Source organism: Aquabacterium sp. CECT 9606, assembly GCF_918741295.1.
Classification (GTDB): Bacteria; Pseudomonadota; Gammaproteobacteria; order Burkholderiales; family Burkholderiaceae_C; genus Aquabacterium.
This window is the reverse complement of the sequence record NZ_CAKKNB010000001.1, coordinates 1,224,621-1,247,557: the sequence shown is the minus strand read 5'-3', so window position 1 is coordinate 1,247,557 and position 22,937 is coordinate 1,224,621. Positions and strand designations below refer to the sequence as shown.

At 61.8% G+C, this 22,937-nt stretch carries 28 protein-coding genes; 26 read left to right on the top strand and 2 right to left on the bottom strand.

The features are described 5' to 3' along the window. Positions 1-64: 64 nt before the first annotated feature. Both czcI (LQ232_RS05835) and LQ232_RS05830 read right to left on the bottom strand, forming a co-directional pair. Positions 65-442: a cation efflux protein, CzcI family gene (gene czcI / locus LQ232_RS05835; RefSeq protein WP_058085857.1), complete on the bottom strand. Its 378-nt coding sequence runs from the start codon at positions 440-442 to the stop codon at positions 65-67. A 199-nt stretch (positions 443-641) separates the two neighbouring features. Next, positions 642-851 (bottom strand): hypothetical protein, encoded by a 210-nt coding sequence (locus LQ232_RS05830; protein WP_137839858.1) that lies wholly within the window; start codon positions 849-851, stop codon positions 642-644. A 161-nt stretch (positions 852-1,012) separates the two neighbouring features. Here LQ232_RS05830 and LQ232_RS05825 point away from each other — a divergent pair, with 161 nt between their 5' ends. From LQ232_RS05825 to traU, 26 genes are all read left to right on the top strand, one after another. Next, positions 1,013-1,753 carry a winged helix-turn-helix domain-containing protein gene (locus tag LQ232_RS05825; protein ID WP_281262567.1) on the top strand — a complete coding sequence of 247 codons (741 nt, stop codon included), beginning with the start codon at positions 1,013-1,015 and terminating at the stop codon, positions 1,751-1,753. A gap of 24 nt (positions 1,754-1,777) precedes the next feature. Continuing rightward, positions 1,778-2,365, top strand: coding sequence for a bifunctional 2-polyprenyl-6-hydroxyphenol methylase/3-demethylubiquinol 3-O-methyltransferase UbiG (locus LQ232_RS05820; protein ID WP_109036407.1), 588 nt, complete (start codon positions 1,778-1,780; stop codon positions 2,363-2,365). Positions 2,366-2,451: 86 nt separating this feature from the next. Next, the gene (locus LQ232_RS05815) at positions 2,452-2,739 is read left to right on the top strand and encodes a zf-TFIIB domain-containing protein (RefSeq protein ID WP_083505683.1); all 288 of its coding nucleotides are present in this window, start codon (positions 2,452-2,454) and stop codon (positions 2,737-2,739) included. 110 nt (positions 2,740-2,849) lie between these two features. Then, on the top strand, positions 2,850-3,206 hold the full coding sequence (gene czcI / locus LQ232_RS05810) for a cation efflux protein, CzcI family (protein WP_058085862.1): 357 nt from the start codon (positions 2,850-2,852) through the stop codon (positions 3,204-3,206). A gap of 248 nt (positions 3,207-3,454) precedes the next feature. Continuing rightward, positions 3,455-3,739, top strand: coding sequence for a hypothetical protein (locus LQ232_RS05805; protein WP_133611161.1), 285 nt, complete (start codon positions 3,455-3,457; stop codon positions 3,737-3,739). 573 nt (positions 3,740-4,312) lie between these two features. Further along, a complete protein-coding gene (gene flgB / locus LQ232_RS05800; RefSeq protein WP_230179382.1) occupies positions 4,313-4,843 on the top strand; it encodes a flagellar basal body rod protein FlgB in 531 nt (176 codons plus the stop codon). 123 nt (positions 4,844-4,966) lie between these two features. Then, positions 4,967-5,323 carry a DUF2946 family protein gene (locus LQ232_RS05795; RefSeq protein WP_058085864.1) on the top strand — a complete coding sequence of 119 codons (357 nt, stop codon included), beginning with the start codon at positions 4,967-4,969 and terminating at the stop codon, positions 5,321-5,323. Between the two features lie 307 nt (positions 5,324-5,630). Beyond that, positions 5,631-5,936 (top strand): hypothetical protein, encoded by a 306-nt coding sequence (locus LQ232_RS05790; RefSeq protein WP_230179381.1) that lies wholly within the window; start codon positions 5,631-5,633, stop codon positions 5,934-5,936. A gap of 136 nt (positions 5,937-6,072) precedes the next feature. Then, on the top strand, positions 6,073-8,700 hold the full coding sequence (locus LQ232_RS05785; protein WP_058085866.1) for a heavy metal translocating P-type ATPase: 2,628 nt from the start codon (positions 6,073-6,075) through the stop codon (positions 8,698-8,700). A 33-nt stretch (positions 8,701-8,733) separates the two neighbouring features. After that, on the top strand, positions 8,734-9,186 hold the full coding sequence (gene cadR / locus LQ232_RS05780) for a Cd(II)/Pb(II)-responsive transcriptional regulator (RefSeq protein WP_058085867.1): 453 nt from the start codon (positions 8,734-8,736) through the stop codon (positions 9,184-9,186). Between the two features lie 695 nt (positions 9,187-9,881). Then, the gene (locus LQ232_RS05775; protein WP_109036403.1) at positions 9,882-10,379 is read left to right on the top strand and encodes a hypothetical protein; all 498 of its coding nucleotides are present in this window, start codon (positions 9,882-9,884) and stop codon (positions 10,377-10,379) included. A gap of 198 nt (positions 10,380-10,577) precedes the next feature. Further along, on the top strand, positions 10,578-11,120 hold the full coding sequence (locus LQ232_RS05770; RefSeq protein WP_058085869.1) for a lytic transglycosylase domain-containing protein: 543 nt from the start codon (positions 10,578-10,580) through the stop codon (positions 11,118-11,120). A 20-nt stretch (positions 11,121-11,140) separates the two neighbouring features. Then, positions 11,141-11,785: an OmpA family protein gene (locus tag LQ232_RS05765; RefSeq protein ID WP_159098908.1), complete on the top strand. Its 645-nt coding sequence runs from the start codon at positions 11,141-11,143 to the stop codon at positions 11,783-11,785. A 127-nt stretch (positions 11,786-11,912) separates the two neighbouring features. After that, the gene (locus LQ232_RS05760) at positions 11,913-12,326 is read left to right on the top strand and encodes a hypothetical protein (protein WP_230179380.1); all 414 of its coding nucleotides are present in this window, start codon (positions 11,913-11,915) and stop codon (positions 12,324-12,326) included. Positions 12,327-12,354: 28 nt separating this feature from the next. Continuing rightward, entirely contained in the window at positions 12,355-12,654 is a 300-nt protein-coding gene (gene traL, locus LQ232_RS05755) for a type IV conjugative transfer system protein TraL (RefSeq protein WP_035033923.1), read from the top strand. A gap of 14 nt (positions 12,655-12,668) precedes the next feature. Then, entirely contained in the window at positions 12,669-13,232 is a 564-nt protein-coding gene (gene traE, locus LQ232_RS05750) for a type IV conjugative transfer system protein TraE (RefSeq protein ID WP_109036397.1), read from the top strand. Beyond that, a complete protein-coding gene (locus tag LQ232_RS05745) occupies positions 13,222-14,076 on the top strand; it encodes a type-F conjugative transfer system secretin TraK (protein WP_230179379.1) in 855 nt (284 codons plus the stop codon). Before traE ends, LQ232_RS05745 begins: the two co-directional genes overlap by 11 nt. Next, positions 14,073-15,614 carry a TraB/VirB10 family protein gene (locus LQ232_RS05740; RefSeq protein WP_230179378.1) on the top strand — a complete coding sequence of 514 codons (1,542 nt, stop codon included), beginning with the start codon at positions 14,073-14,075 and terminating at the stop codon, positions 15,612-15,614. Before LQ232_RS05745 ends, LQ232_RS05740 begins: the two co-directional genes overlap by 4 nt. Positions 15,615-15,648: 34 nt before the next feature. Continuing rightward, complete coding sequence (locus tag LQ232_RS05735; protein WP_230179377.1) at positions 15,649-16,434, top strand: DsbC family protein; 786 nt, start codon at positions 15,649-15,651, stop codon at positions 16,432-16,434. Continuing rightward, positions 16,431-17,108, top strand: a complete 678-nt coding sequence (gene traV / locus LQ232_RS05730; RefSeq protein WP_230179376.1) for a type IV conjugative transfer system lipoprotein TraV — start codon at positions 16,431-16,433, stop codon at positions 17,106-17,108. The genes LQ232_RS05735 and traV overlap by 4 nt, the downstream gene beginning before the upstream one ends. Before the next feature lie 21 nt (positions 17,109-17,129). Further along, the gene (gene traC / locus LQ232_RS05725) at positions 17,130-19,745 is read left to right on the top strand and encodes a type IV secretion system protein TraC (RefSeq protein ID WP_230179375.1); all 2,616 of its coding nucleotides are present in this window, start codon (positions 17,130-17,132) and stop codon (positions 19,743-19,745) included. Further along, positions 19,742-20,113 (top strand): hypothetical protein, encoded by a 372-nt coding sequence (locus LQ232_RS05720; protein WP_035033915.1) that lies wholly within the window; start codon positions 19,742-19,744, stop codon positions 20,111-20,113. The genes traC and LQ232_RS05720 overlap by 4 nt, the downstream gene beginning before the upstream one ends. After that, complete coding sequence (traF, locus tag LQ232_RS05715; RefSeq protein WP_109036386.1) at positions 20,110-20,715, top strand: conjugative transfer signal peptidase TraF; 606 nt, start codon at positions 20,110-20,112, stop codon at positions 20,713-20,715. The genes LQ232_RS05720 and traF overlap by 4 nt, the downstream gene beginning before the upstream one ends. A 10-nt stretch (positions 20,716-20,725) precedes the next feature. Then, positions 20,726-21,229 (top strand): hypothetical protein, encoded by a 504-nt coding sequence (locus LQ232_RS05710; RefSeq protein ID WP_230179374.1) that lies wholly within the window; start codon positions 20,726-20,728, stop codon positions 21,227-21,229. Beyond that, positions 21,226-21,876 carry a type-F conjugative transfer system protein TraW gene (gene traW, locus LQ232_RS05705; RefSeq protein WP_230179373.1) on the top strand — a complete coding sequence of 217 codons (651 nt, stop codon included), beginning with the start codon at positions 21,226-21,228 and terminating at the stop codon, positions 21,874-21,876. The genes LQ232_RS05710 and traW overlap by 4 nt, the downstream gene beginning before the upstream one ends. Further along, positions 21,873-22,925 carry a conjugal transfer pilus assembly protein TraU gene (traU, locus tag LQ232_RS05700; RefSeq protein WP_256450022.1) on the top strand — a complete coding sequence of 351 codons (1,053 nt, stop codon included), beginning with the start codon at positions 21,873-21,875 and terminating at the stop codon, positions 22,923-22,925. Before traW ends, traU begins: the two co-directional genes overlap by 4 nt. Positions 22,926-22,937: the final 12 nt, after the last annotated feature.

Sequence of the window (22,937 nt, the reverse complement as noted above, 5' to 3'; positions counted from 1 at the left end):
GAGAGGCCGTGGCCTCGCTATCTGAAGACAGGAAAAAAGCTTGCGCAGCAGCCGTCTCGCCGAATCAAACGGCGAGACGTATGTCGGGACGCTCGGGCCCCGCTGGAATGTTGGAGGCGTAGCCCTCGATCGAGTGGCCAAACCATTCCCTGCTAGACGCCACCTGGGGGGTGTGCGTCTCACTGACCGGCGAGGCAGCGCTCATGTGGCAGACAGTGCAGTCGTTGTCGGCACTGGCCTTCTTGTCGCTACCGCTCTTGTCCTTTGCGGCTTTATCGCCAGGGCGCTCCCCATGTTGCGGATCAAGATGGTTGTGCTCGTGGTGCCCGAAATGGCGCTGCGCGGCAGGGTTGCTTTCATGCTGACAATAGCTGGCCACCGCAGCCCAGGACATCTGGAGCGGAAACCAAATCAGCAGGAACAAGCAAAGCAATCGACGCATGGCGCGGCAAGTATAGGTTGAAAAAAATGCCTTGTGGATCAGAAATGAGTTGCGCCTGACAAATACACGTGAAGGAAGTTGCCTGGCATGTCCGTCGATAGAAGATCCAATCTCTTTGAATCCATTTGAATCCCTGTAGCGGCTACAGAGTCAATACCCTTCGCGAAGATTGTTGTGAATTTTTCCACAGGGCAATGAATCAAGCCTGTCTAGGTTGCTCGGTCTCGCTCTGAGCCACATGCCCGTCCACATTGCTGGCCTCCACACTGTGTGCATGCCGATCCGGCGCCGCTTTGGGATTGTCGACTTGGGGTTCTACGCCCTCGTCTTTGACAGCGTAGTTGCGCTGCGGCTCGCGATCTTTTTGAGGCTTCGCAACAGTCCTGGCATGTTTGGAAGTGGCACCCATGATGGCTCCTTTGCAATGACAACGAGTGTCATCGGCAAGGCATATGCCGATCTGGTTCGAATTGAATCCAATGTCATGCCAGACGCCAGAAGGCTGAAGCCACTATAGATTTTCCGACTCCCAGCCTTTCAAGGCGGTGTCTTGAAGATTACATTTTCGTCATGTTTGGTTCAGGCCGGTATTCATCGGCACACTTCGCAAACATGACAAGTGTGCAGGCGAAGATATTGGTCGTCGAAAACGACATTAAGACTGGCGATCACTATCGCCTAGGTTTGAGCGAGGCCGGATTCGCCGTCGACCTTGCCAAAAGCGGCATCGAGGCGTTGAAACTGGCATCGCTGCAAATGTTCGATCTCTTGATCATCGACACCGCCCTGAAAGGCATGACAGGCTGTGAACTGCTGCAGGCGCTCCGGCGTCAGGATTCGTTGATTCCCGTGCTTTTCTTGAATGGACGCGACCATCATGAGTGCCGCGTCAACACGCTCCAGCGTGGCGTTGAAGACTTCCTCAAAAAGCCGTTCTCCTTCTCGGAACTCTTGTGCAGCATCAGGACCATCCTGCGTGGACGCACGGTCGACGCCAGCAGCCTCCCTTCGATCTGCATCGGTGATCTGGAGTTGGACCTGTTGCGCCGCCGCGTGCACCGTGCAGGGACCCACATCGATCTGACGCCCAAGGAATTCGGCCTGCTGGAACTTCTGATGCGTCGCCAAGGGGAAGTCCTTCCGCGATCACTGATCGCCTCCCAGGTATGGGACATGCCCTTCGGGAGCGACACCAACGTCATCGATGTGGCCGTGCGTCGCCTGCGACTCAAGATCGATGAAGGGCAAGAGACGAAGATGATTTTCACGGTGCGAGGCATGGGCTACATGCTCGAAGCGCCCGAACAGTGACCGCATTCGAGGAACAAGAGCTTGATGTCGACCACAGGCAATTTCTACGAGGACAAGGCGGAGGAGTATTTTTCCCTCACCTTCGATGCCGACACGTCCGCACCCAGGGAACGCTTCCTGGCGAAGCTGCCTCGACGAGCACGTATCCTGGATGCGGGTTGCGGTTCAGGCAGGGATCTTCGCGCCTTCAAGCGTGCAGGCCATGTCGCTCTTGGAATCGACTCCTCAGTCGCCATGGCCAGCCTCGCTTATGCCTACTCTGGCGTCGAATGCATGGTGCTTCGTCTCGAAGACATTGCCTTTGAGCGCAGCTTCGATGGCATCTGGGCTTGCGCTTCCCTGCTCCACCTGCCAAGGGCGCAACTCGTTCCAGTACTGATGCGCCTGCACCAAGCACTCGTGTTTGGCGGAACGTTGTTCCTTGCTCTTCAAGAGGGACAAGGAGAACGCTGCATCGAGGATGGGCGACACTATGTGTACTACCGTCTCTCGGAGGTTCTAAACGCCCTAGGTCAGGCTGGTTTCGAAGCAAGCGAATCATGGCTGACAACCAGCTCCCCTCTTCTCTATGGCACGCCACATTGGATCAACGTCCTTGCCATCGCCAGTTGATATGAACCGTGCATAAGCCAAGGCTAATGCAACTTCAAGGTTTGATGCGCTGAATTGACACCGTCTGATCAAAGAAAGGAATCTTCATGCAATGCCCCGCTTGCAAAACCGTTCAACTTGCGATGAGCCATCGCGAGAACGTCGAAATCGATTACTGCCCGCAATGCAGGGGCGTATGGCTGGACCGAGGAGAGTTGGACAAAATCATTGAACAGAGCCAGCGCGACCCCGTGTCGACGCAGGCCCACATGGATCCCGGCATTTCGACAGGACGTGGTGAACACCATGGTCGGCGTGAACATGGCGGCGGCCATCAAAAGTCTGGTCATGGCTCCAGCCATGGAGGCAGTTTTCTGAGGAGACTGTTCGATTGATGTGCTGGCATTGCCGGAGCGATTTTGGTGACGGGAATAGTGGGCATCTGCATGCTCATGTCTCGTCATCCATCCTTGGCACACCCATTTGATGGTGATACATTTTTGCGATGCGCCGCCTGATTGCCATTTTCTTGTTGTTGATTGTGCCGCTGCAGCTTGGATATGCTGCGGCCGCGGCCTATTGCCAGCACGAGACTGGCAGTGCGGCCGGGCATTTCGGGCACCATGCGCATGAACACAGGGCGCAGGTAGGAGCCGATCAAGACAATGGCAAAGGCAAGTTGTCATTGCAGCTTGACCAGGATTGCGGCCTCTGCCATCTCCAGATGCCCCAGCTGCTGCCCCAGCACACCACGGTGACACCGACCTCCGTCGAGACTTCCCTCTACCGTGCACCGGTGATTGCGTATTCCTCGGCCGATCGCCGCCGTCTCGAACGCCCCAATTGGACATCCTCGCTGTAAATCGGCGAGCAGTTCGTCCATTCCTGGCTTCCATACGCTTCGAATGAATCCGTCATGAACTGACGGCTTCTGCTCGTCGAATTCCTCCCATCACGCTTGGAGAATTCGATGCGAAGTTCATTGGCCGTGCCCATGTTTTGCCATGGCAGACGCGGTAGTGCCCACCTGCCCTTGATTGCATCCATCCAGACAACGCCCGTAGCCACCGGAGCGCAGCGGCCAGTCCTGCGCGCGCAAGGGGCCCTTACATGACCACGCCCTTCACCCACAAGGAGTTGGGCCTGGTGTGGTTGGCTTTGGGACTGTGTGGGGTGCTTGCACTGCTTCTGTTTGCCTGGTGGCTGGCGCATCACCCTCCCAAGGTGACACCAACCTCACAGCCCAAGTACACCGATGCTCTCCGGCATCGACTGAACGGCAAACGATTTTCGGAACGGCAAGCGCCACCGAATTCGACCGGCACGGCATCGGGTACTCATGGTCAGCCGCCCGCTGGAAAACAAGACGGCAAAGCCAAAGGAAGAAGGCCATGAGCATACGTTCCACCCGTTTGTGGATGGCATGCCCCTCACTCCCTGAGCAAATGCCATGAGGTACACGACGCTCCGATCCTTCGGCTCCTTGCTGTGCATCCGGGTCGTGGCTGCGCGTCTCGCTGCCAATGATGAAGCTCCGTTTACGGCCCATTCATGGCGCGCGCCGGAGGTGGCAGCCCAGGTTCAGCCTTCAGGATCCAGCACCACATCAGATGAACTGATGCGCGCGGTGGTCTCCTGGCTGGTCTGCGAGTTGATGCTCCAACGCTCAGCCCTGCACTTCCGATTGTGCGGTCAAGCCATGACCGCCGGCCTGCACATCGCGCGTGCCACTTTGAGCTGGGATGGTCCGCACGGCAGGCGCAGCGCGGCGGTAAGCCCCCACAGCGGTTTGCTCGGCCCTCAAGGCATTTTCGAGCTACCTCCAGAAACCAGGATCACCGCCGTGTTGCACCTCCAGGGCCGCCGTCCAGTGACTGTCAGGTTTGTGCTACCGCCAAACCGACCTCCTTGTGCCTGCTGAGCATCAATCTTCGATCCGGCATCCGATTCAACACCAGAGACCGCATCATGATCAAACCCATCTCCATGAATCTGCCACTGCCCTCCACGCCGGCGGTGCCATCGCCCCGCTTGACGCCTCCAGTGGTTCCACCGACGAATCCTTCTGGGGAACAGGAGGAGGACGGTTTCAAAGAGCACGCGATCCTGCTGCGTTCCAAGAGGCAGGAAATACTGGCTTCCAACATCGCGAACGTCGATACCCCTCACTACCAGGCCAAAGACCTCGATTTCCGGACCAGCCTGCGGAACGCCGTGAACAACCAGCGCTCAGAGGGCACCGATCCCAGTGACCTTCGAAAGACGGCCGCGGGACACTTGTCGCAGTTGCCGCAACCATCAGGAAGCATATTCAACAGCACGGTGGCGCTTGTCTACCGCGTTCCGCTCCAGACCAGCCTGGACAGCAATACCGTGGACATGGACGTCGAACGTGGGCAAATCGCCGACAACGCCATCCGCTATCAGTTGGCCTTGCAGGCCTATGAGGATGAGTACAAGGAATTCCGGCAAGCTTCGATGACGGGAGGGACACGCTGATAGCGCTTGACTCTGTGCCCACTACAGGGTTTCTAATGCAGGTACGCGCTGACATGGCTTGTTGACTGCCTGTCCGCTTGGCCTTTCAGCACCATTGTTCGCCTTTCCCTATACTGCCCAACCATGCGCCGCTGGCTGATCTTGTTCCTGGTGTTTGTCCTTCCGCTCCAACTCAGTTGGGCGGCGGCTGGCATCGCCTGTGCGCATGAGACCGGCCCTGCCGCCGACCACTTCGGGCATCACGTGCATCAGCACCAGGACAGTGGCAAATCGGTGGAGCACGGAAAGTCAGTTGCCGACAAAGGCCAGGCCGATACAGATTGCCCATACTGCCATGTGAGCGTTCCAACGCCCGTCGTGGAGTTCCATTTCTTTGATGCTCCGCTGACCAGCTCGACCGCCTTGCCCGAACCGCTGTCCTGGCGGGCATGGGTATTCGAAGAGGCGCCCGAGAAGCCCAACTGGCGTATGCCCAGTTGATCCAGCTGAGCGCTCTTCCCCGCTGAAACCAACAGCCTCAAGCTTCCCGCGCCGCTGGATCCACCAGTTCTGACTTTGTTCAACTGGAGGACTCGATGCGCCATGTGCCATCACCCACTGATTGCCCTGCCTTGTCGGCCACCCTCCGGGACTGCTCGGAGGACTACTGCCGCGCTCGAAACGCTTCTCATGCGCCGCAGGCAATCCTGGTCCTCCGTAGATCCCTCTATCTGGAGTACCTCTCATGATCAAGTCACTGACTTGGGTATCACTGCTTCTGGCCCTGCTGGCGTCTGGATGCGCCAGCATGGACACCGACACTTACGGCCGCAAGGAAGGCTGGCGCAGGGCCCGTGTGGTCGAAGTGGGCGGCATTGAATCGCCCATGAAGACCCTGCAGACGGACTGCCGTTCGGAACTGGGTCCTAACCCGCCCTACACCCGGTTTGCCGTTGTTTCCTACAACGTGCGCGGTAGTCCAAGGAACAAGGCCCGGCGAATCTCGGCCATTCCCAATGATTTGGACCTCCAGGCCGACGACCTCGTCTTCGTCAACATTCAAAACTGCTTTGCGCCGTTGCGCAAGCGGGATGCGTTGGGTAACACCCCATGAGATGCCGGCCATGGATTCAACTCATCCCTGGGAGCGTCCTGATCAAGGCCGCTTCCCCAGGATACGGCTCGTTCATCGCTTATGCCCAAGGGCGCGTCTCTGATTCCGCTTCCATCAAAAAAGAAAGGTCGCGAAAATGACCCAGCCTCAAAAGCTTCGATTGGAAATCCCACTGTTGCTGCCCAGTCTCCCGGACATCAGGGATCGCTGCGTCAAGCTCCTGATCCAGACACTTGAATCGCGTGAAGGCATCGCCGCTGCTCACGTCGCTGATGCGGCCACCGGGGGCACTCCTGAGCTGTGCATCCACTACGACCCAGATGTCATCTCCCTGGGCAAAGTGCGTGACATCGCACGTGGGGCTGGCGCCAAGTTAACTGATCGTTTTGGCCACATGCTTTTGCGAGCGGGAACGAAACATCCCCGCGCAGCCCGAACTTTGACGGCAAAGCTCAAGGTCCTGAAAGGCGTCGTCGAAGCCGAAGTCAATGCCTCGGGTTCCGTCCGCATCGAGTTCGATCGGGAACAGGTCGAAGAGAAGGATTTGCGCACGATGCTCAGCGGCTTCGGCATCGAAGACCGCGCCTCTCTCTCGCCTGGTTCATCAACGTCCATCAAGGATGATGGACATGACCATCAGTCCCATTCCCATCCCGAAAAGCTCGCATCGGTGTCCGACCACACAGATCATGCGCACGAGCATGGTGACGGCCATGATCATTCGCATGGTGACGAGAAGCACGGCAAGCATGCATCAGGTGCTCATGAAGGCCATGACCATTCCGGTGGACTCTTCGGTGAAAAAACAGAACTGATCTTTGCCGCGATCGCGGGAGCCTTGCTGCTGGTCGGATGGGTGCTGGAATCACAGAAGCTGGCCACGGAAACCGTGAGCATGGCCTTCTTTGTGATGGCCTATCTGTTTGGCGGCTACTTCACCTTGCTGGAAGCCATCGACAACATCAAGGCCAAGCGCTTTGAGATTGACATGCTGATGTTGGTGGCCGCCGCTGGCGCAGCCGCACTCGGGCAATGGTTCGAGGGTGCCTTGCTGCTGTTCCTGTTCAGTATGGGGCACTCGCTTGAGCATTACGCCATGGGCAGGGCCCGCAAGGCGATCGAGGCGCTGGCCAAACTCGCCCCTGAAGTGGCATTGCGTCGGCGCGACGGCAAGAAAGAAGAAATCGCCGTGGCCCAACTGCAAGTGGGCGACACCGTCGTCGTGCGACCGAACGAACGGTTGCCCGCGGATGGCTTCGTGGTCTTGGGCGAAAGCAGCGTCAATCAGGCTCCCGTGACAGGCGAAAGCGTTCCGGTGGACAAGCGGCCTGTCCAAGACGCGCAGGCCGCGTTGCAAGGCTTCGACAAGTTGCCGCCGCAGCACCGCGTCTTCGCAGGGACCATCAATGGCTCGGGCGCGCTTGAAGTGGTCGTTGCGCGGCAGGCCAGCGAATCGACCATGGCACGCGTCGTCAAACTGGTCACGGAGGCTGAAACCCAACGCTCCCCTACTCAGAACTTCACTGAAAAATTCGAACGCGTCTTCGTGCCCCTCATCCTGGCGCTCGTGGGTTTGCTGCTGTTCGCATGGGTTGTCGTTGACGAGCCCTTCTCCGCGAGTTTCTACCGAGCCATGGCGGTGTTGGTTGCTGCCAGTCCCTGCGCGCTGGCCATTTCGGTTCCCAGCGCTGTACTCAGCGGCGTGGCCCGCGCGGGTCGAGGTGGGGTCCTGGTCAAAGGCGGTGGCCCGCTGGAGAACTTGGGCACGCTCACGGCCATCGCCTTCGACAAGACCGGCACGCTGACCGAAGGCAAGCCTCGCCTGACGGATGTCGTGGCCGCTCAAGGCGTCGACGAGAAGGAATTGCTGTCCATCGCTTTGGCCGTGGAAGAGCACAGCGATCACCCGCTGGCCTCCGCCGTGGTGGAAGGCGCCAAGCAGCGGTTGGGTGATGGCCATGCCGCACCCCAGGTCCAAGGCCTGGAAAGCATCACTGGCCGAGGTGTGAAGGCACGAATCGGTGGCGACGAGGTGTACATCGGCAAGCCGGTTCTGTTCGAAGAACTCAAAGGCGAAGCCGTACCGGCTGACTTGAAGACGGCCAATGAACGCTTGGTGGCCGACGGCAGGACCACCATGATCGTGCGACTGGGCGGGCGCTACCTCGGTGCGCTGGGCATGATGGACACGCCTCGGCCAGTTGCTGCTGAAGTGATGAAGTCCCTGCAGAAACTGGGGATCGAGCGTCTGGTGATGATCTCCGGAGACAACCAGAAGGTTGCCGAATCCGTTGCCAAGAGCGTGGGTCTGACGGAAGCGCGGGGCGACCTGATGCCGGAAGACAAGGTCAAGACGATCATGGACCTCCGGTCGAGCGCTGGTAAGGTCGCGATGGTGGGCGACGGCGTCAACGATGCGCCTGCCATGGCCAATGCCACGGTGGGCATCGCCATGGGCGCCGCTGGCTCGGATGTGGCTTTGGAAACAGCCGACGTGGCGCTCATGGCCGATGACCTGACCCAGTTGCCCTTTGCCGTCGGCCTGTCACGCCAGACGAGTCGCATCATCCGCCAGAACCTTTGGGTGAGTTTGGGCGTGGTGGCTGTGCTGATTCCGTCCACGATCCTGGGTTTGAAGATGGGCACGGCCGTGCTTTTCCACGAAGGCTCCACCCTCCTGGTTGTCATCAATGCGCTGCGCCTGCTGGCATTCAATCAGCCGGAATCGCTGACACCCGTCCCGTCCGACACCCCGAAGGCTTAAGCCACTGGCTTTCATCAAACAGAGAGGCGTCCAATGAAAATCGGCGATCTTGCCAACCTCACCGGCACCCAGGTGGAGACCATCCGCTACTACGAAAGGGAAGGACTCCTGCCCGAGCCCGCGCGCACGGCCACGAACTATCGCATCTACGATGTTGAGCACGTTGAGCGACTGGCCTTCATACGGCGCTGCCGCTCCCTGGACATGGGCCTCGACGAAGTTCGTGTCTTGCTTGGACTGAAGGACAAGCCCTCCCAGAGTTGCGAAGATGCCAACCGTGTGCTCGATGAGCACCTTGGTCATGTCACCCAGCGAATTGATGAGCTGGTGGCCCTGAAGGCACAGTTGGAGAGCTTGCGTTCCCAGTGCGGTGAGGCCAAGGAATCAGCCGACTGCGGCATCCTAAAAGAACTGAGCAACGGGAATCAACAGCCCTCGCAAACCGGCCACCAGCACATCGATTCGGTACATGGCCTTGGTAGATAGCCCCTCTCCCACGCCTCCCGCAGAAACTATAGGGTGGCGCAGAAGCGTGGTGCTTTGCATTTGGCAGCCAGTTCACGCTGAAATGCGCTCGGGCTCTTGGCTGTCCATGCATTTGTTGGCGTCGCCGCAATTCAGAGGCTTTTCTCGTTGCTGCATGGCTGGTCCAATCTCGTAGAACTGGATCTCGCCACCACCCTTGAGGTGTCGGCCAGATGGCCCATTTGCAGTGCATGAGCCATTGGCCTTGCCGGCGTCTCCACGCCGCGCGCATTGACAGAAATGCGAGCGCCCTCCCCGAATTTGAATGGGAAAACTGGCTACTTGCACATGGCAACGCTTGCTCTATGGCCTGGGCACACCCGTGCTCAGGCCACATCGCCGCCAATCCCCTTATCATTTGGCTGCTGCAGGTTCGTACCTCGGCCCGGCGTTTCCTCCCTGAGCCGGTGGCGCACCGTGATGACAGCGATGCGTCTTGTGCTCGCTGATCACCCGCTGATCGGCGGGCTTTTTTTGTCTCGCGGAAATTGAACTCCTCCATCTTGGCCGTACCGCGTCAGTACTCGCTATGAACTGGAGCCGAAATCCCCATGACAAAGCCCGCATTCACCCGTGACCATGCTGTACCCTGGCCCTAATCTGTACTCATGCGCTCATCCGAGCGATTGCCGAATCAGAGAACAGAGGTACGCACCATGCTCACCGCTGCACCGCCCGGATTTCAGGACTCTCGACACACCGCAACAGTGGAATCCCAGCCGTCCGACGTCATCGAAACGCGGCTGTGGCTGGAAGAACATGTCTGGCTTTATGGCGTGCTCAAGTCCGATCGCAACGTCGGCCCGATCTTTCGATTTCCTGACCTGATCAGTGCCTGCGTCTCCCAGGTCTTCTCCGGCCCCGAAGCGGCAAGACAGATCTTCAGCTTTCTCGGAACCGAGCTTGTGGCCCGCTCGCCCAATACGCCTCGTCGTCGGGAAGCCATGTGGCGACCGCAGTACGACTTGCTCCTTGAGTTGCAGCGCTCACCCGCCAATCGGCACCCCAACCCGAAGTTCCAGCTCGACCACTTGACCACCGCCTGCGTGGCGCTGTGTCAACAGGCGGATGAGACCGGCGCCAGCGTCCTTCAACAAGCTCGCATCAACATGGCACAGCGCTTCCGTCCAGAGCACGCCACACAGACCCGCTGAGGCCATCGACCGCCCAGCGCTCTGACCAGCACATGGCATGAAGAATCTCCAAACGATTCACGTGCCCTGACCACGCCAAGGTCGTCCAACCACGGCAGACCTGAACAAGACCTTGATCGGCACCGTGCCGGTCTCACCCCATCCGTCCCGCCGCGCAACGTGCATTGGCGGATTCATCGGTCTTGTTTGGAGTGCGCCATGCAATGGGGTCCCTTGTCTGGATGTCTTGCGCTGCTGAGCCTGCCGGCACACGCCCTGGCTTGCTGGGACGAGGCGGCGCATCGATATGGCGTGTCATCGCAATTGCTCTATGCCGTTGCAAAGGTCGAGTCGCACCTCAATCCAAATGCAATCAACCTCAGCCACCGCCAACGCACGGGCAGCTATGACATCGGGCTGATGCAGATCAACAGCTCGAACCTGCCTGCGCTGGCACGGTTCGGCATCACCGAAAGCGACCTGTACAGCCCTTGCACGAACATCCATGTGGGCGCCTGGCTGCTTGCCCAAACCCTGGCCAAGCAAGGGCTGACCTGGGATGGGGTGGGTGCCTACAACGCAGCGTGTACCCAACTCAAGGGAGTGGCCTGCCAGAGCGCACGCAGACGCTACGCCTGGAAGGTCTATCGGCAGTTGCACGCCTCGGCAATCCAGTCCCCACAGCCAACCGCCGTATGGCCGCAGAGCCGATCAGAGGCAAAGCAGCCCCTCTTCATCCTTGCCGCTCGGGTGTCGCCATGACGCGGGTACAGGACCTCGCCATGACCAGCGCCTCGGCAGCGGTGATTCTGTTTGCCTTCTCGTCTTGCACCTTGCCCGCCAAGCAGGGCCATGCAACCGCGATACCACAAGCTAAGCGGAACGCCTCACACATCGCGCAGCTTGAACGTGGCCGCGACGCGTACTTTGCCCAGTGCGTCGAGCCTGCCTGTCCTACCACCACACCCAAAACGCTGGCTGTGGCCGATGCACAGCCGCAGCCTTCGATGCGAGGCAACGCGCGCGCCCTTGCATCCGTCGCGCCAACTGAAGTGACCAAGCCTGCCCCGCTGCACAAGCCTCAGGTGCTGGTCCTGGAGTTTGCAACCGACAGTGCGGTGCTGACACCTGTACACCGGACCCTGCTGAACAGCGCAGCCAAAGCCCTGGGACGTGCCCAGCGTGTGCTCATCGTGGGACGCACCGACAACGTCGGCCCTGATGCGCCCAATCAGGCCATCGCGCTAGCTCGGGCTGATGCCGTTCGAGATCACATCAAGCGCATCAGTCCCTCACACCCCAATGACATCCGCATCGATGCCAGAGGCCTGTGCTGCTACATCGCCAACAACGACACACCTGAGGGCCGAGCCCGCAATCGTCGCGTTGAGGTCGTGTTCACAGCCTCATCCGAGGGTGGGCCATGACACACCAATGGCCCTCACCCGTGAGCCCGTCGCCCACCGCATCCCCCTCCTGAGACGTGCTCACACGTTCGCAGGATCGCCCCCGCCTGCGTCAGGCCTTGACGCGCAACCCAGCCAGGAGATTCCCATGCGCACAGCCATCATCCATCCCTTCGTCCCTGTTCGTCAAACTGTCCAACAGGATGATCAGCAAAGCAACCCATCCAGTGCCCGAGTCACCGGCAAGCCCACACACAAGCGCTGGCGTGTGGCCTCGGCGCTGGCCATGCTCACCCTGGGCTTGGGCCTGTCCATGCCTGGTTTCGCCCTCGACCTGGTGGCGTTCACCGGCATCACCGGGCCGCTGACATCCGCCCTCGCCCAGATCTCCGCGCTGGGGCCTAGCGTCAAGGCCCTGGTCGGCTTCGTCGGTTTCGTGGTCGCCCTGATCTCGCTGTCGGCCCTGCGCAATTTCGGGCCGGTGCTGTTCTACGTGGGCCTGGCCATCTTCGGTGCGGTAGGCCTGGTGATCGCGGGCGCCATCATGGGCGCCGTCGTCTGAGGTCAGCCCAAACCTGCAGGAGCCTGACATGCAAGCCGACACCTACATCCCCCGTCGCCTGGATGACCCCTGGAAGATCGGCTTCTGGGACATCGATGTGGCCGCCCCGGTGATCTTCTTTTTCTTTGTCGGCTACCTGTCGGGCACCAAGCTGGCCTTTGCGGCCTGCGCAGGTGCGGGGATCTTCCTGTCGCGCTGGATCGCCCGCATCAAGGCCGACAAGCACCAGGCCTTCGCGATGCACTGGCTGTACTGGCACCTGCCGCCCAGCCCCATGACCGCGATGCGCGCCACCCCGCCCTCGCACATCCGCCGCATGGTCGGCTGAGTCTGGAGCACGCCATGGACTTCGAGCGACTCAACAGCGACATCAAGGAGATGCGTCGCCGCAACCGCAGCCTGGGGCTCGCGGTGGGCGTACTGGCTTCGGGGCATGTTGTGGCACTGCTCGTCATCCTCAACCTGATTGGCACGGTGCGCACGGTGGTCGTGCCACCCACGATCGACAAGACCTTCTGGGTCAGCCGAGACAAGGCCAGTGGCGAATACCTGGAGCAGATGGGTGGTTTCATGGCCTGGCTGGTGCTGGACGTCACGCCCTCATCGATCGACTGGAAGAAAAACATCCTGCTCGGCTATGTGGAGCCCGACCAATACGGCCCGCTCAAGACCCGGCAGGAGGTCGAGGCCGAGCGGCTCAAGCGCATCAACGCCAGCACGATGTTCATGCCGCAGCAGTTGGTGCCCAGCGAGGACAAGCAAAGCGTCGTGGTGCGTGGCCGACTGCGCACCCTGGTCAATGGCTTCGAAACCGCCAACGACCTCAAGGCCTACCTGATCGAGTTCAGTTTCAACGGGGCACGCATGCACCTCAAGACCTTCAAGGAGGTTCCCAATGCGAGCTGATTTCAAGCGACGCCAGCAGCCCTCCACTTCGCTGACAAACCTGCTGCTGGCCCTGGTGACAGCCGTTGGGATGGCAACGGCACCAAGCCTCGTCAGGGCGCTCCAGTTGGTTGAAGCCCGCGACGGCGTCTCCGTTGAGGCCATGGTGTCGATCAAGGAGCCCACGCGCATCCGCATCGATGGCGCGCCCATCACCGATGTGTTCGGCAACATCTATTCGAGCAACTGCGCCAACGGAACCCCACCCCCCAACAACAGCCAGAACAGTCCGGCCATCAACCCCACGGGTGAACTGGTCCTCGAATGCGACAAGGACAAGGGCGAGGTCTACATCCGCCCCGTGGGCAAGTCCAGCAAGCCCATCAACCTGTTCGTCTCCAGCGCCCAGGCGACCTACACCCTGCTGCTGCATCGCTCGGACACCCCCGCAGACACCATCGTCATCCGGGATCCCAGTGCCAGGCTGCTGAAGCTGGACAACGCGAACCCAAGTCCCTCGGGTATGTCATTGGGCACTTCGGCCAACCACATCCGAGCCATGAAGGCCTTGCTAGTGGCGATGGCTTCTGACCGAGTGCCTCCCGAGGTGCGCGTTGAGGAGGTCAACCGCCTCGTCCCCCTGTGGCTCGAAGCGAGATTTTCCCTGATGCGTCGCTATGAAGGGCGAGGCCTGGTCGGCGAGAAATACCTGCTGCAAAACATCAGCCCGACCTTGATGGTGCTGGCCGAGCAGGAATTTGACCGCGAAGGTGCCCAGGTCATGGGCGTGTCCATCGAGAACTACAACCTGCAACCCGGAGAGACCACGAATGTGTTCGTGATCCGGCAGGAGGCCACGCGATGAACACGCCTTTCGACCAAGCAGCCAATGGGAGCGTCACCGGCTTGCTCGACCGCATCAAGGGGGCCGTGGGCAGTGCCCTTCAAAGGCTGTCTCCACGGCAACGCCAGTACGTCACCCTGGCCGCCATCCTGGTATGTGGTGTCGGCCTGCTGTGGCTGATCTTCGCCCTCACCGACACGCGCTCGCCCACCGCAGACGCCAAGAACAACGGCAGCGCGCAGCCTGCCACGGTCACAAACATCGGGGTGATGCCGCCGGGACAGCAGGTCAACCCGGTAGACCAATGGGTGGGCACCGCAGGGCGCAAGTTGGCGCAGTACGAGAACGAGCGCGATGAGCAGACCCGGCTCAACAAGGACCGGCAGGCGTTCGAGGCCCGCACCATGCAGCGCTTCGCCGAGCTGGAGCAAAAACTCACCTCGGCCAGCCAGGCTGCCAGCATGCCCTTGGCACCCAACGCTGCGGCAGCGTTAAACACGCCCGCGCCCCCAACGATGCCACCGGCATCCAGCCTGCCCCTTCCACCACCTCCGGCGTCCACCGCTCTGCCCCATGCAAATCCTCCGGGGCAGAGCATCAACATTCCCCCGCCGCTGCCGCCCGGCACATCGCCCGCAGGTACCATGCCCCTCGGTGATCCGGGCATGGCACCGCAGGACATGCCTCTCAATGCCCCGGTGTTGACGCGCGTTTCTCTGGTGGACCGGGAATCGGCCAAGGCCGCTGCAACAGGCGCCACGGCAAGCACCACAAACAATGCCACGCCCGGATCACCGTCAACGGCCGACACCCGCACCGTTTCGACCTTCCTGCCCGTCAGCTTCACGCGCGGCACCTTACTTGGTGGCCTGGATGCCCCCACGGGCGGGCAGGCCCAGTCCAACCCGCATCCGGTCCTGATCCGGCTCTCGGACAACTCGGTCCTGCCCAACCGCTTTCGGGGGGAATACCGGGACTGCTTCGTGATCGCGGCAGGCTACGGCGACATCAGCTCGGAGCGAGCCTACCTGCGCACCGAGAACCTGTCCTGCGTCCGCCCGGACGGCGCCACGCTGGAAGTCAAGATCCAGGGCAGCGTCTATGGCGAAGACGGCAAGGTGGGCATGCGCGGGCGACTGGTCACCAAACAAGGCCAGATGCTGGCCAACGCCCTTCTGGCAGGCGTGGTCAGTGGCATCGGCCAGGGCCTGTCAACTTCATCGACCACCTACAGCACCTCTGCTCTGGGCACGATCGCCAGCAGCGGTGGCAACAGCAGTGACGCCTACCGCGCAGGCATCGGCACCGGTGTCGGCAAGGCCCTGGACCGGCTGGCGCAGTACTACATCAAGCTCGCCGAAAACACCTTCCCGGTGATTGAAATCGATGCCAGCCGAGAGGTCGATGTGGTGATCACCAAGGGCGTGCGTATCGACGCGCCCATGTCGGCCAACGCCTACACCCGTACCGGCGGCACCCCCTCCCGCACGCTGTCGCGCTCGGCTGAGCCCGCCCCCGAAGACCGCTACCTGAAAGCCGCCAATGATGACAACTATTGACATGCGCCCGCCTCTGCGAGGCAGGCTTCAGGACGTGACGCTGATCTGGGCACTGTTCACGATGCTGGTCAATGGCATCGCCTGGGCGGGCGCTCCGCCATCTGAAGAGGCCCGCCTCCTGGCCGCACTCAGGAAGGCCAACCCCAGCACGCGCTTCACCCAGGTGCTGCCTTCGCCCATTGGCGGACTGTACGAAGTCTGGATGAACGGGAACGTGGCCTATGTGTCGGCCCGCCAGCCGCGCTACTTCGTGTTCGGCCATGTCTTTGACACACAGACCATGACCGACCTCACCGGGCCACGAATGGCCCTGGCGGCCAGGCGGGGCGCGATGGCGCCCGCTGCGCCTACAGCAGCAACTTCAGCACCGGCATCCACGCCAATTGCCTTCGACCAACTGCCTTTCGCTGACGCCATCAAGACCGTGCGCGGCAACGGCCAGAGGCAGATCGCCGTGTTCAGCGACCCGGGCTGCGGCTACTGCAAGCAACTGGAGCCTGAGCTGGCCCGGATCGACAACGTCACGGTCTACACCTTCATGCTGCCCTTTCAGGGTGAGGCCAAGCCCATCGCCCTCTGGTGCGCCCCTGACCGGGCTCAAGCTTGGCAGCGCTACATGGTGCAGGGCGATGCCACCGCGATCAATGCCCCAGGGCGATGCGATCACCCCATGGCCCGCAACCTGGCTTTGGCGCAGCGCATTGGTGTTCAAGCCACGCCCACCCTGATCTGGGCAGATGGCAGCCGCACCGAAGGCTACGTCGATCACCAGGTGATCCAGGCTCGCCTGAAACCGGCCACCTCGGAGGTTCAGCCATGAACGCCCACGGTCACCTCGCCACCCGCGCCCACCTCGTGCGCCTGATCTGGCTTCTGGCTTGCTTGCTGCTGAGCTTGTCGGGCTGCATGAACCTCTCTGGCCTGGGCGGCAGCTCCGACTACGCCTGCAAAGCCCCGGACGGGGTGACTTGCACCTCGGTGTCGGGCACCTATGCCAACGCCGTTCAGGACAACCTGCCCGCCCAGGTGGCCAAGCGCCGCATGGCCGCCAAATCCAATGGCGAGCCAGGTACCAATCCCGCACCCGGGTCGCCACAGCCTCGCCTTGCACCAGCGCGGGCGTCCGCCAAAGCCACTGTCCCGCCCGTGGCGCAGTCCCCCAGCCTGGCGCTGCCCCTGCGCTCATCGGCCCGGATCCTGAGGCTGTGGTTCAAGCCCTGGGAAGACGCCGACCGCGACCTCTACGACCAGGGCTATGTCTATGTCCAGATCGATGCGGGTCAGTGGCTGATCGACCACGCACAGCGCCAGATCCGAGACGCCTATGCGCCCATACGACCTCCGATGGGTGCCCCCGTCAAACCCGCCACGCCAGAACAGAGCACCTCGCCCGGGCGGCCCGCTGGCCAGCAGCGCCAGTCGCCGTACACCCCGGACAACCCAGACACAGGGCCCCTGCTGCCGCCCACCGACAGCCCTGACCCCAGCAACTGAACTGCCCTCAAAGGTTGCGCCATGCCTACCTCCTCAGTCACAGACACCTCAACAGTCACGACAGCAGCCAGCGTCTCCATGGACGCGGCCCGTACCGTGCGCAGGCCCGCACGCCCGGGCCTATTCGAGGCCATGGGCCTGGGCGCGCCACCAGACACACCGGCAGAGCAATTCGCCGCGTGGCTGCCCTACTCCGCCTACCTCGCAGACGAAAAAATCTTCGTCAACCGCGATAGCCTGGGCTTCATGCTGGAGGTCATGCCGCAGTCGGGCGCGGATGAACGCATGGCCGAGGTGCTGATCTCGCTGTACGCAAACTGCCCGACGGGCGCGGGCATCCAGTTCCACCTGTTCGCCTCACCTCACGTGCGCGGTCAGTTGCGCCGCTATGCCAACTTGCGAGTCGAAGACGAGGACCAGGCTGATAAGGCCAAGCATTGGGGGCGACCTGCCCGCAACGACAACCTCTTCCACACCCTGGCTCGCCAACGCGTAGGCCACCTGCTGCGCGGCGCGCAATCCTCGCTGACCTCTGGCTTTCACTACACGATCCGGGACTTCCGCCTGATGCTCAGCGTCACCCTGCCCGGTGACGCTCAGGACATGACCAGGCGCGAAGAGGTGATGGCCCAGCGCGAGTCCATGGCCTCCACGCTGCGTTCGGCCTCCCTGCCCAACCGCGTCTGCGATGCCGCTGACCTGATCAACTGGTGCGCACTGTTCACCAACCCTGACCGCATCTCGCAGACCGACGCGCCAGACCTGCACTACGACGACGGGCGCGAACTGCGCGACCAGATCATCGACTTCGACACCATCCAGGATCCCACCCCCAGCGGCCTGCGCCTGTGGAAGGAGACCGGATCGGACGAACTGGAGGCGCGCTTTTACTCCATCAAGTCCTTCCCTGAGCGCTTCGCCCTTTGGCAAATGGGCTCGCTGATCGGCGACCTGATGCAACCCGCCCTGCAGTACAGCGCGCCCTTCTTGCTGACCATGGGCGTGCACGTGCTCGACCCCAATGCCACCAAGGCCACGGTCACCGCCAACCATGTGCGCGCCACGCAGAACGCCAAAAGCAAGATGGCCGACGTGATGCCGGACGTGGGCAAGAAGCTGCAGGACTGGACGGCCGCCGCGCAGGCCATCGACACCGGTGGCAGCCTGGTCAGCCTGTACCACCAGTTGGCCATCTTCTCGCCACCGCGCAAGGCGGTGGCGGCCCACGAAGCGGCCAACGCCATCTGGCGTGGCCGGGGCTTTCAGCTCAATGCCGACGTGTACATGCACCGCCAGGCGCTGCTGGCCAGCCTGCCCATGACCCTCACGCCACGCTTTCATGGCGATCTGGCCAAGATGCGCCGCGTCTCGCGCAAGACCATGGCCAACGCGATCCACCTGGCTCCCCTAATCGCGGAGTGGCGCGGCACACGCACCCCCGCCCTGGTCTTCGGCGGGCGCCGTGGGCAGTTGATGACCCTCGACATCTTCGACAATGACCTGGGCAACTACAACTTCGCCATCATCGGCGCACCGGGTTCGGGCAAGTCGGTGCTGATGAACGAGATGGCCTGGTCCTACCGGGCCATCGACGCCAAGGTCTGGATGCTGGACCTGGGCCGCTCTTTCGAGAAGCTGTGCCGCAAGGCCAAGGGCACCTACATCGAGTTCCGCCCCGATGTGGACATTTGCCTGAACCCCTTCACCAACATCGTTGACATCCACGAAGACATCGACATGCTGGTGCCGGCCATCTCCAAGATGTGCTCCATGCAGCACACGCTGGAAGAGGTCCAGTACAAGGCCATATCGGCCATGGTGCTCAAGCTCTTCGCCGAGCACGGCAACGACCTGACCATCACGGCCCTGCGCGAGGCCTTCAAGACCGGCAACATCGAAGCCCTGGGCCTGGTTAACGACCAGCGCATCAAGGACCTGGCCGTGATGCTCAACCCCTACACCCGAGGCGGCCAGTACGAGCGCTTCTTCGAGGGGCCCAGCAACGTCGATTTCAGCAACGATTTCATCGTCATCGAAAACGAGGAACTCAAGCGCCGCCCCGACCTGCACGCCGTCGTCAACATCCTGCTGCTGCACCAGATCACTGGCGAGATGTACCTCAGCCGCAACCGGCGCAAGGTGCTGTTCATTGATGAGCTCAAGCAGCAACTGGGCGACATCGGGGCCGATGACCCCGTCAAGGCCGCCGTGATCGAGGAAGCGGCCCGGCGCGCCCGCAAATACGGCGGAGCCTTGGGCACGGCAACCCAGAGCGCCGACGACTTCTATGGCTCGGCCCAGATGGAAGCCGCGTTCAACTGTTCGGACTGGGTGTTCCTGCTGCGCCAGAAGCCCGAATCCATCGAGATGCTGGACCGCAAGGGCAGGCTGACCATGGATGAGCCCAAGAAGCGCTTGTTGAACTCGCTCAGGACCGAGGCGGGCGTGTACTCCGAGCTGTACATCTCCTCCCCGGTGGGCGAAGGGGTGGCGCGCAACATCCTGGATCCGGCCACGCACCTGCTGTTTTCCAACAAGCTGGAGGACAACGCGCCCATCGACGAGCTGCGCGCGCAAGGTCTGAGCATCGATGCAGCCATCACCGAACTGCTGCGGCGCCGGGGGCACACCGTATGAAAGCGATCAGCCTCATCCCTGCCCTGGTGCAGTCGCTGCTCACCCTGATCGTGGTCGCTGCCGCCTTGCTGCTCTATGACCGCACTGTGGTGCGCCCAGCGCTGCGCATCGGCATGGTCGATGTGGCCGAGGTGTACCGGCAAAAGGAAGCCGAGTTCACGCAACTGCTCACCAAGGCCGGCTCGGAAGACGATCGGCAAAACGCCATGCTGATGGCGCGCACCTTCGCCCAACGCCTGCCCATTGCGCTGGAGGAATTGCCCCGCGACTGCGCATGCCTGGTGGTACTCAAAGGCGCTGTGGCCGGGCCCACACCGCACACCGTGGACTTGACCGCTCAGTTGCGCCAGAAAGTGGGGATGCCATGACCTTGCAGATCGTCCGCATCCCGCCGCCCGTGCCCTGGCATGTGCGCAGCTATCGCCAAGCCCGGCAATCCTTTTGCGACCAACTGGCCCACATGCGTCGCCGCTGGTATCTCTACCTTCCGGTGTTCGCCATCTGGGCGCTGGCCTACGTCCGGTTGTTCCTGGATCCCACCCCACGCCTGCCCATTGTCTTCAACTGGACGCCCAGCCTGCCCTACCGTGTCGCCTATCGCGTGAGCTGGAAACAGACTGTTCCGCCCGCCTTGCACCGTGGTGACTACATCCTGTTCGCCTTCGCTGGCGATGCACAGCAGCACTACCCGGGCCTGCGCGGTCAGCCCTTCTTCAAGATGGTCAGGGGCCTGCCCGGTGACACCATCACCGTCCAAGACCGCATGGTGTTGATCAACGGCGAGTCGGTGGGGCATGCCAAGGCTCAGACCTTCGACCACCGTGGGCTCGATCCCATTCAGCCCACGGTGATCCCACCGGGCAGCTACTACGTCCAGGGCAGCAGCCCCGACAGCTTTGACTCGCGCTACCGCAGCAGCGGTCTGGTCCGCGCCGAGCAGGTCATCGGGCTCGTGCGGCCCCTGTTCTGAGGAACATGACATGCAAGCCTGTCCATGCCACCTCCAGCAACACCGCAAGTGCCGCAATGGCCGCAATGACGTGCGCCACTCGGCGCCTCGCTTGATCCTGTGCATCTGGATCGCTGGTTTGGCATCTGCAGCCCACGCTCAGGCCCAGACCACGCCCAAGCGGCCGGCCCAGCAACTGGCCGAAAGTCGCGCCCACATCAGCCCAGTCACTCAAAGCACAAGCACGCCTGCGTCCACGCCAGACGATGTGCCTCTGGAGGACTACCTGGCACTGCTGGCCCAAATCTCGCCTGCCGCGCGCGACGGCGCTCAAGCCTACTTGCGTGCGTTCGCGCAACGCTGCGGGCGGCCCCTCACCGCGCTGGAGTTGCGCATGGCCATTGCCCAGGGCAGCGGTGACCCGGTCCTCATGGGCATGGTCAGCGCCAGCCACCCCAGCCAACTGGCGCAGCGTGACGCCCTGCTGAGCCAACTCGCTCAACGCATCCGTTGCGACGGTCGGGGGCTGCCATGAAGCCCAAGAGCCCACAGTTGATGGTGATGGCCTGCCTGCTGACCATGACATGCGCAGGTGTGAGCTCATGCGCTTGGGGCGTGGACCTGGGCAGCATCGGTCCGACCTACCCGATCAGCGAAGCCAACCTGCTGGAGTTCATTGCGCAACGCCTGCGAGACAAGCAAGCCAGCGGTGAATTGGATCGCCTACAGGCACAAGCCCGTGAACGCGGCATTCTGGCGGTGCGCCAGCCACTGCCTGTGGCCGGTTTGCGCACCACGCAACAGCCGCGCACCTTCTACTTCGACCCTAGCTTCACGCTGGATCGCAACATCCTGGATCCCCAGGGGCACCTGATGTTTGCTGCTGGCTCGCGCCACAACCCGCTGGACGTGGTGTCCCTGTCCAGACACCTGCTGTTCTTCGACGCCCGTGATGCACGGCAGGTGAAGCGCGCACGGGAGTTGATCCAGCGCTACCGAGGCCAGGTCAAGGCGATCCTGACAGCTGGCTCCTACCTGGACCTGATGAAAGCCTGGCGCACGCCGGTTTACTACGACCAGCAAGGCGTGCTGACCCGGCGCCTGGGCATCGCACAGGTGCCCGCTCTGGTCTCGCAGGAAGGCAAGCGCCTGCGCGTGGATGAGTTAGGGGTGACACCATGACCCGATCCACCCCAAAAGCAAGATGGCGTCAATCGTGGGATCACATCGCGGTGATCCTGTTGATTTGCTTGCTGGCCATGACCAGCAAGCACAGCCACGCGGCGGGCATCGCCACCTGCACAGGCAAGTTCCCCAACCCCGTCACCGACATCTGCTGGAGCTGCATCCTGCCCATCAGCCTGGGCAGCATCCCCATCGCCAACTTCGGCGGCCAGGAAGACATTGCCAACCCAGGCAGCCCTGTGTGCAGTTGCGGCGTGAACCCGGTCATCGGTCTGTCTATCGGCTTTTGGGAACCGGCTCGCCATGTCGAAGTCGTGCGCAAGCCGTTCTGCCTGACCTCACTGGGCGGCATCGACCTGAACCCAGGCCTGCCTGCCCCGGAGGCCGCACGCTTCACCCACGCTGAAGGCGACGGAGATGGCGGCAGCTTCTACCAGGCCCATTTCTATGTGAACCCGATGCTCTATTGGCTGGAGGTCGTGACCGACTTTCCCTGCCTGGAAAAGGGCAGCTTCGATCTGGCCTATCTCACCGAGGTCGATCCGCTGTGGAACGACGACGAGTTGACCCTGATCCTCAACCCGGATGCGGTGTTGTTCGCCAACCCCATCGCGATTGCCGCCTGCGCCGCCGATTGCGTGGCCGCCTCACTGGGCTTTGGCATCAAGGAATTGTTCTGGTGCGCAGGATGCCAGGGCGGCATCTACCCGCTGGACGGCCAGGTGCCCTACCACTTGGGCGGTGTTCGCACGGCCGTTCTGCTGGCCCAGCGCCTGACCGCCAAGATGCACCGCGAATTGATCGCCTGGGGGTGGCATGGCACGCCCGGCCTGTGTGGCCCCTACTTCGAGCCCGTCATGGACAAGACGGCCTACAAGACACAACTCACCTACCCCATCCCCAACACCGAAAAGGACGGCGGCAGGTGCTGCCAGCCTTTCGGGCGCAGCACCGTGATCTGGGGGGCCGGCAAGGAATACCCGGTGCGTGGCGAAGACTTCGCCTTCATGTTGTTTCGCAAAAGGAACTGCTGTGTCGGCTTCTGACTTCCATCAAAC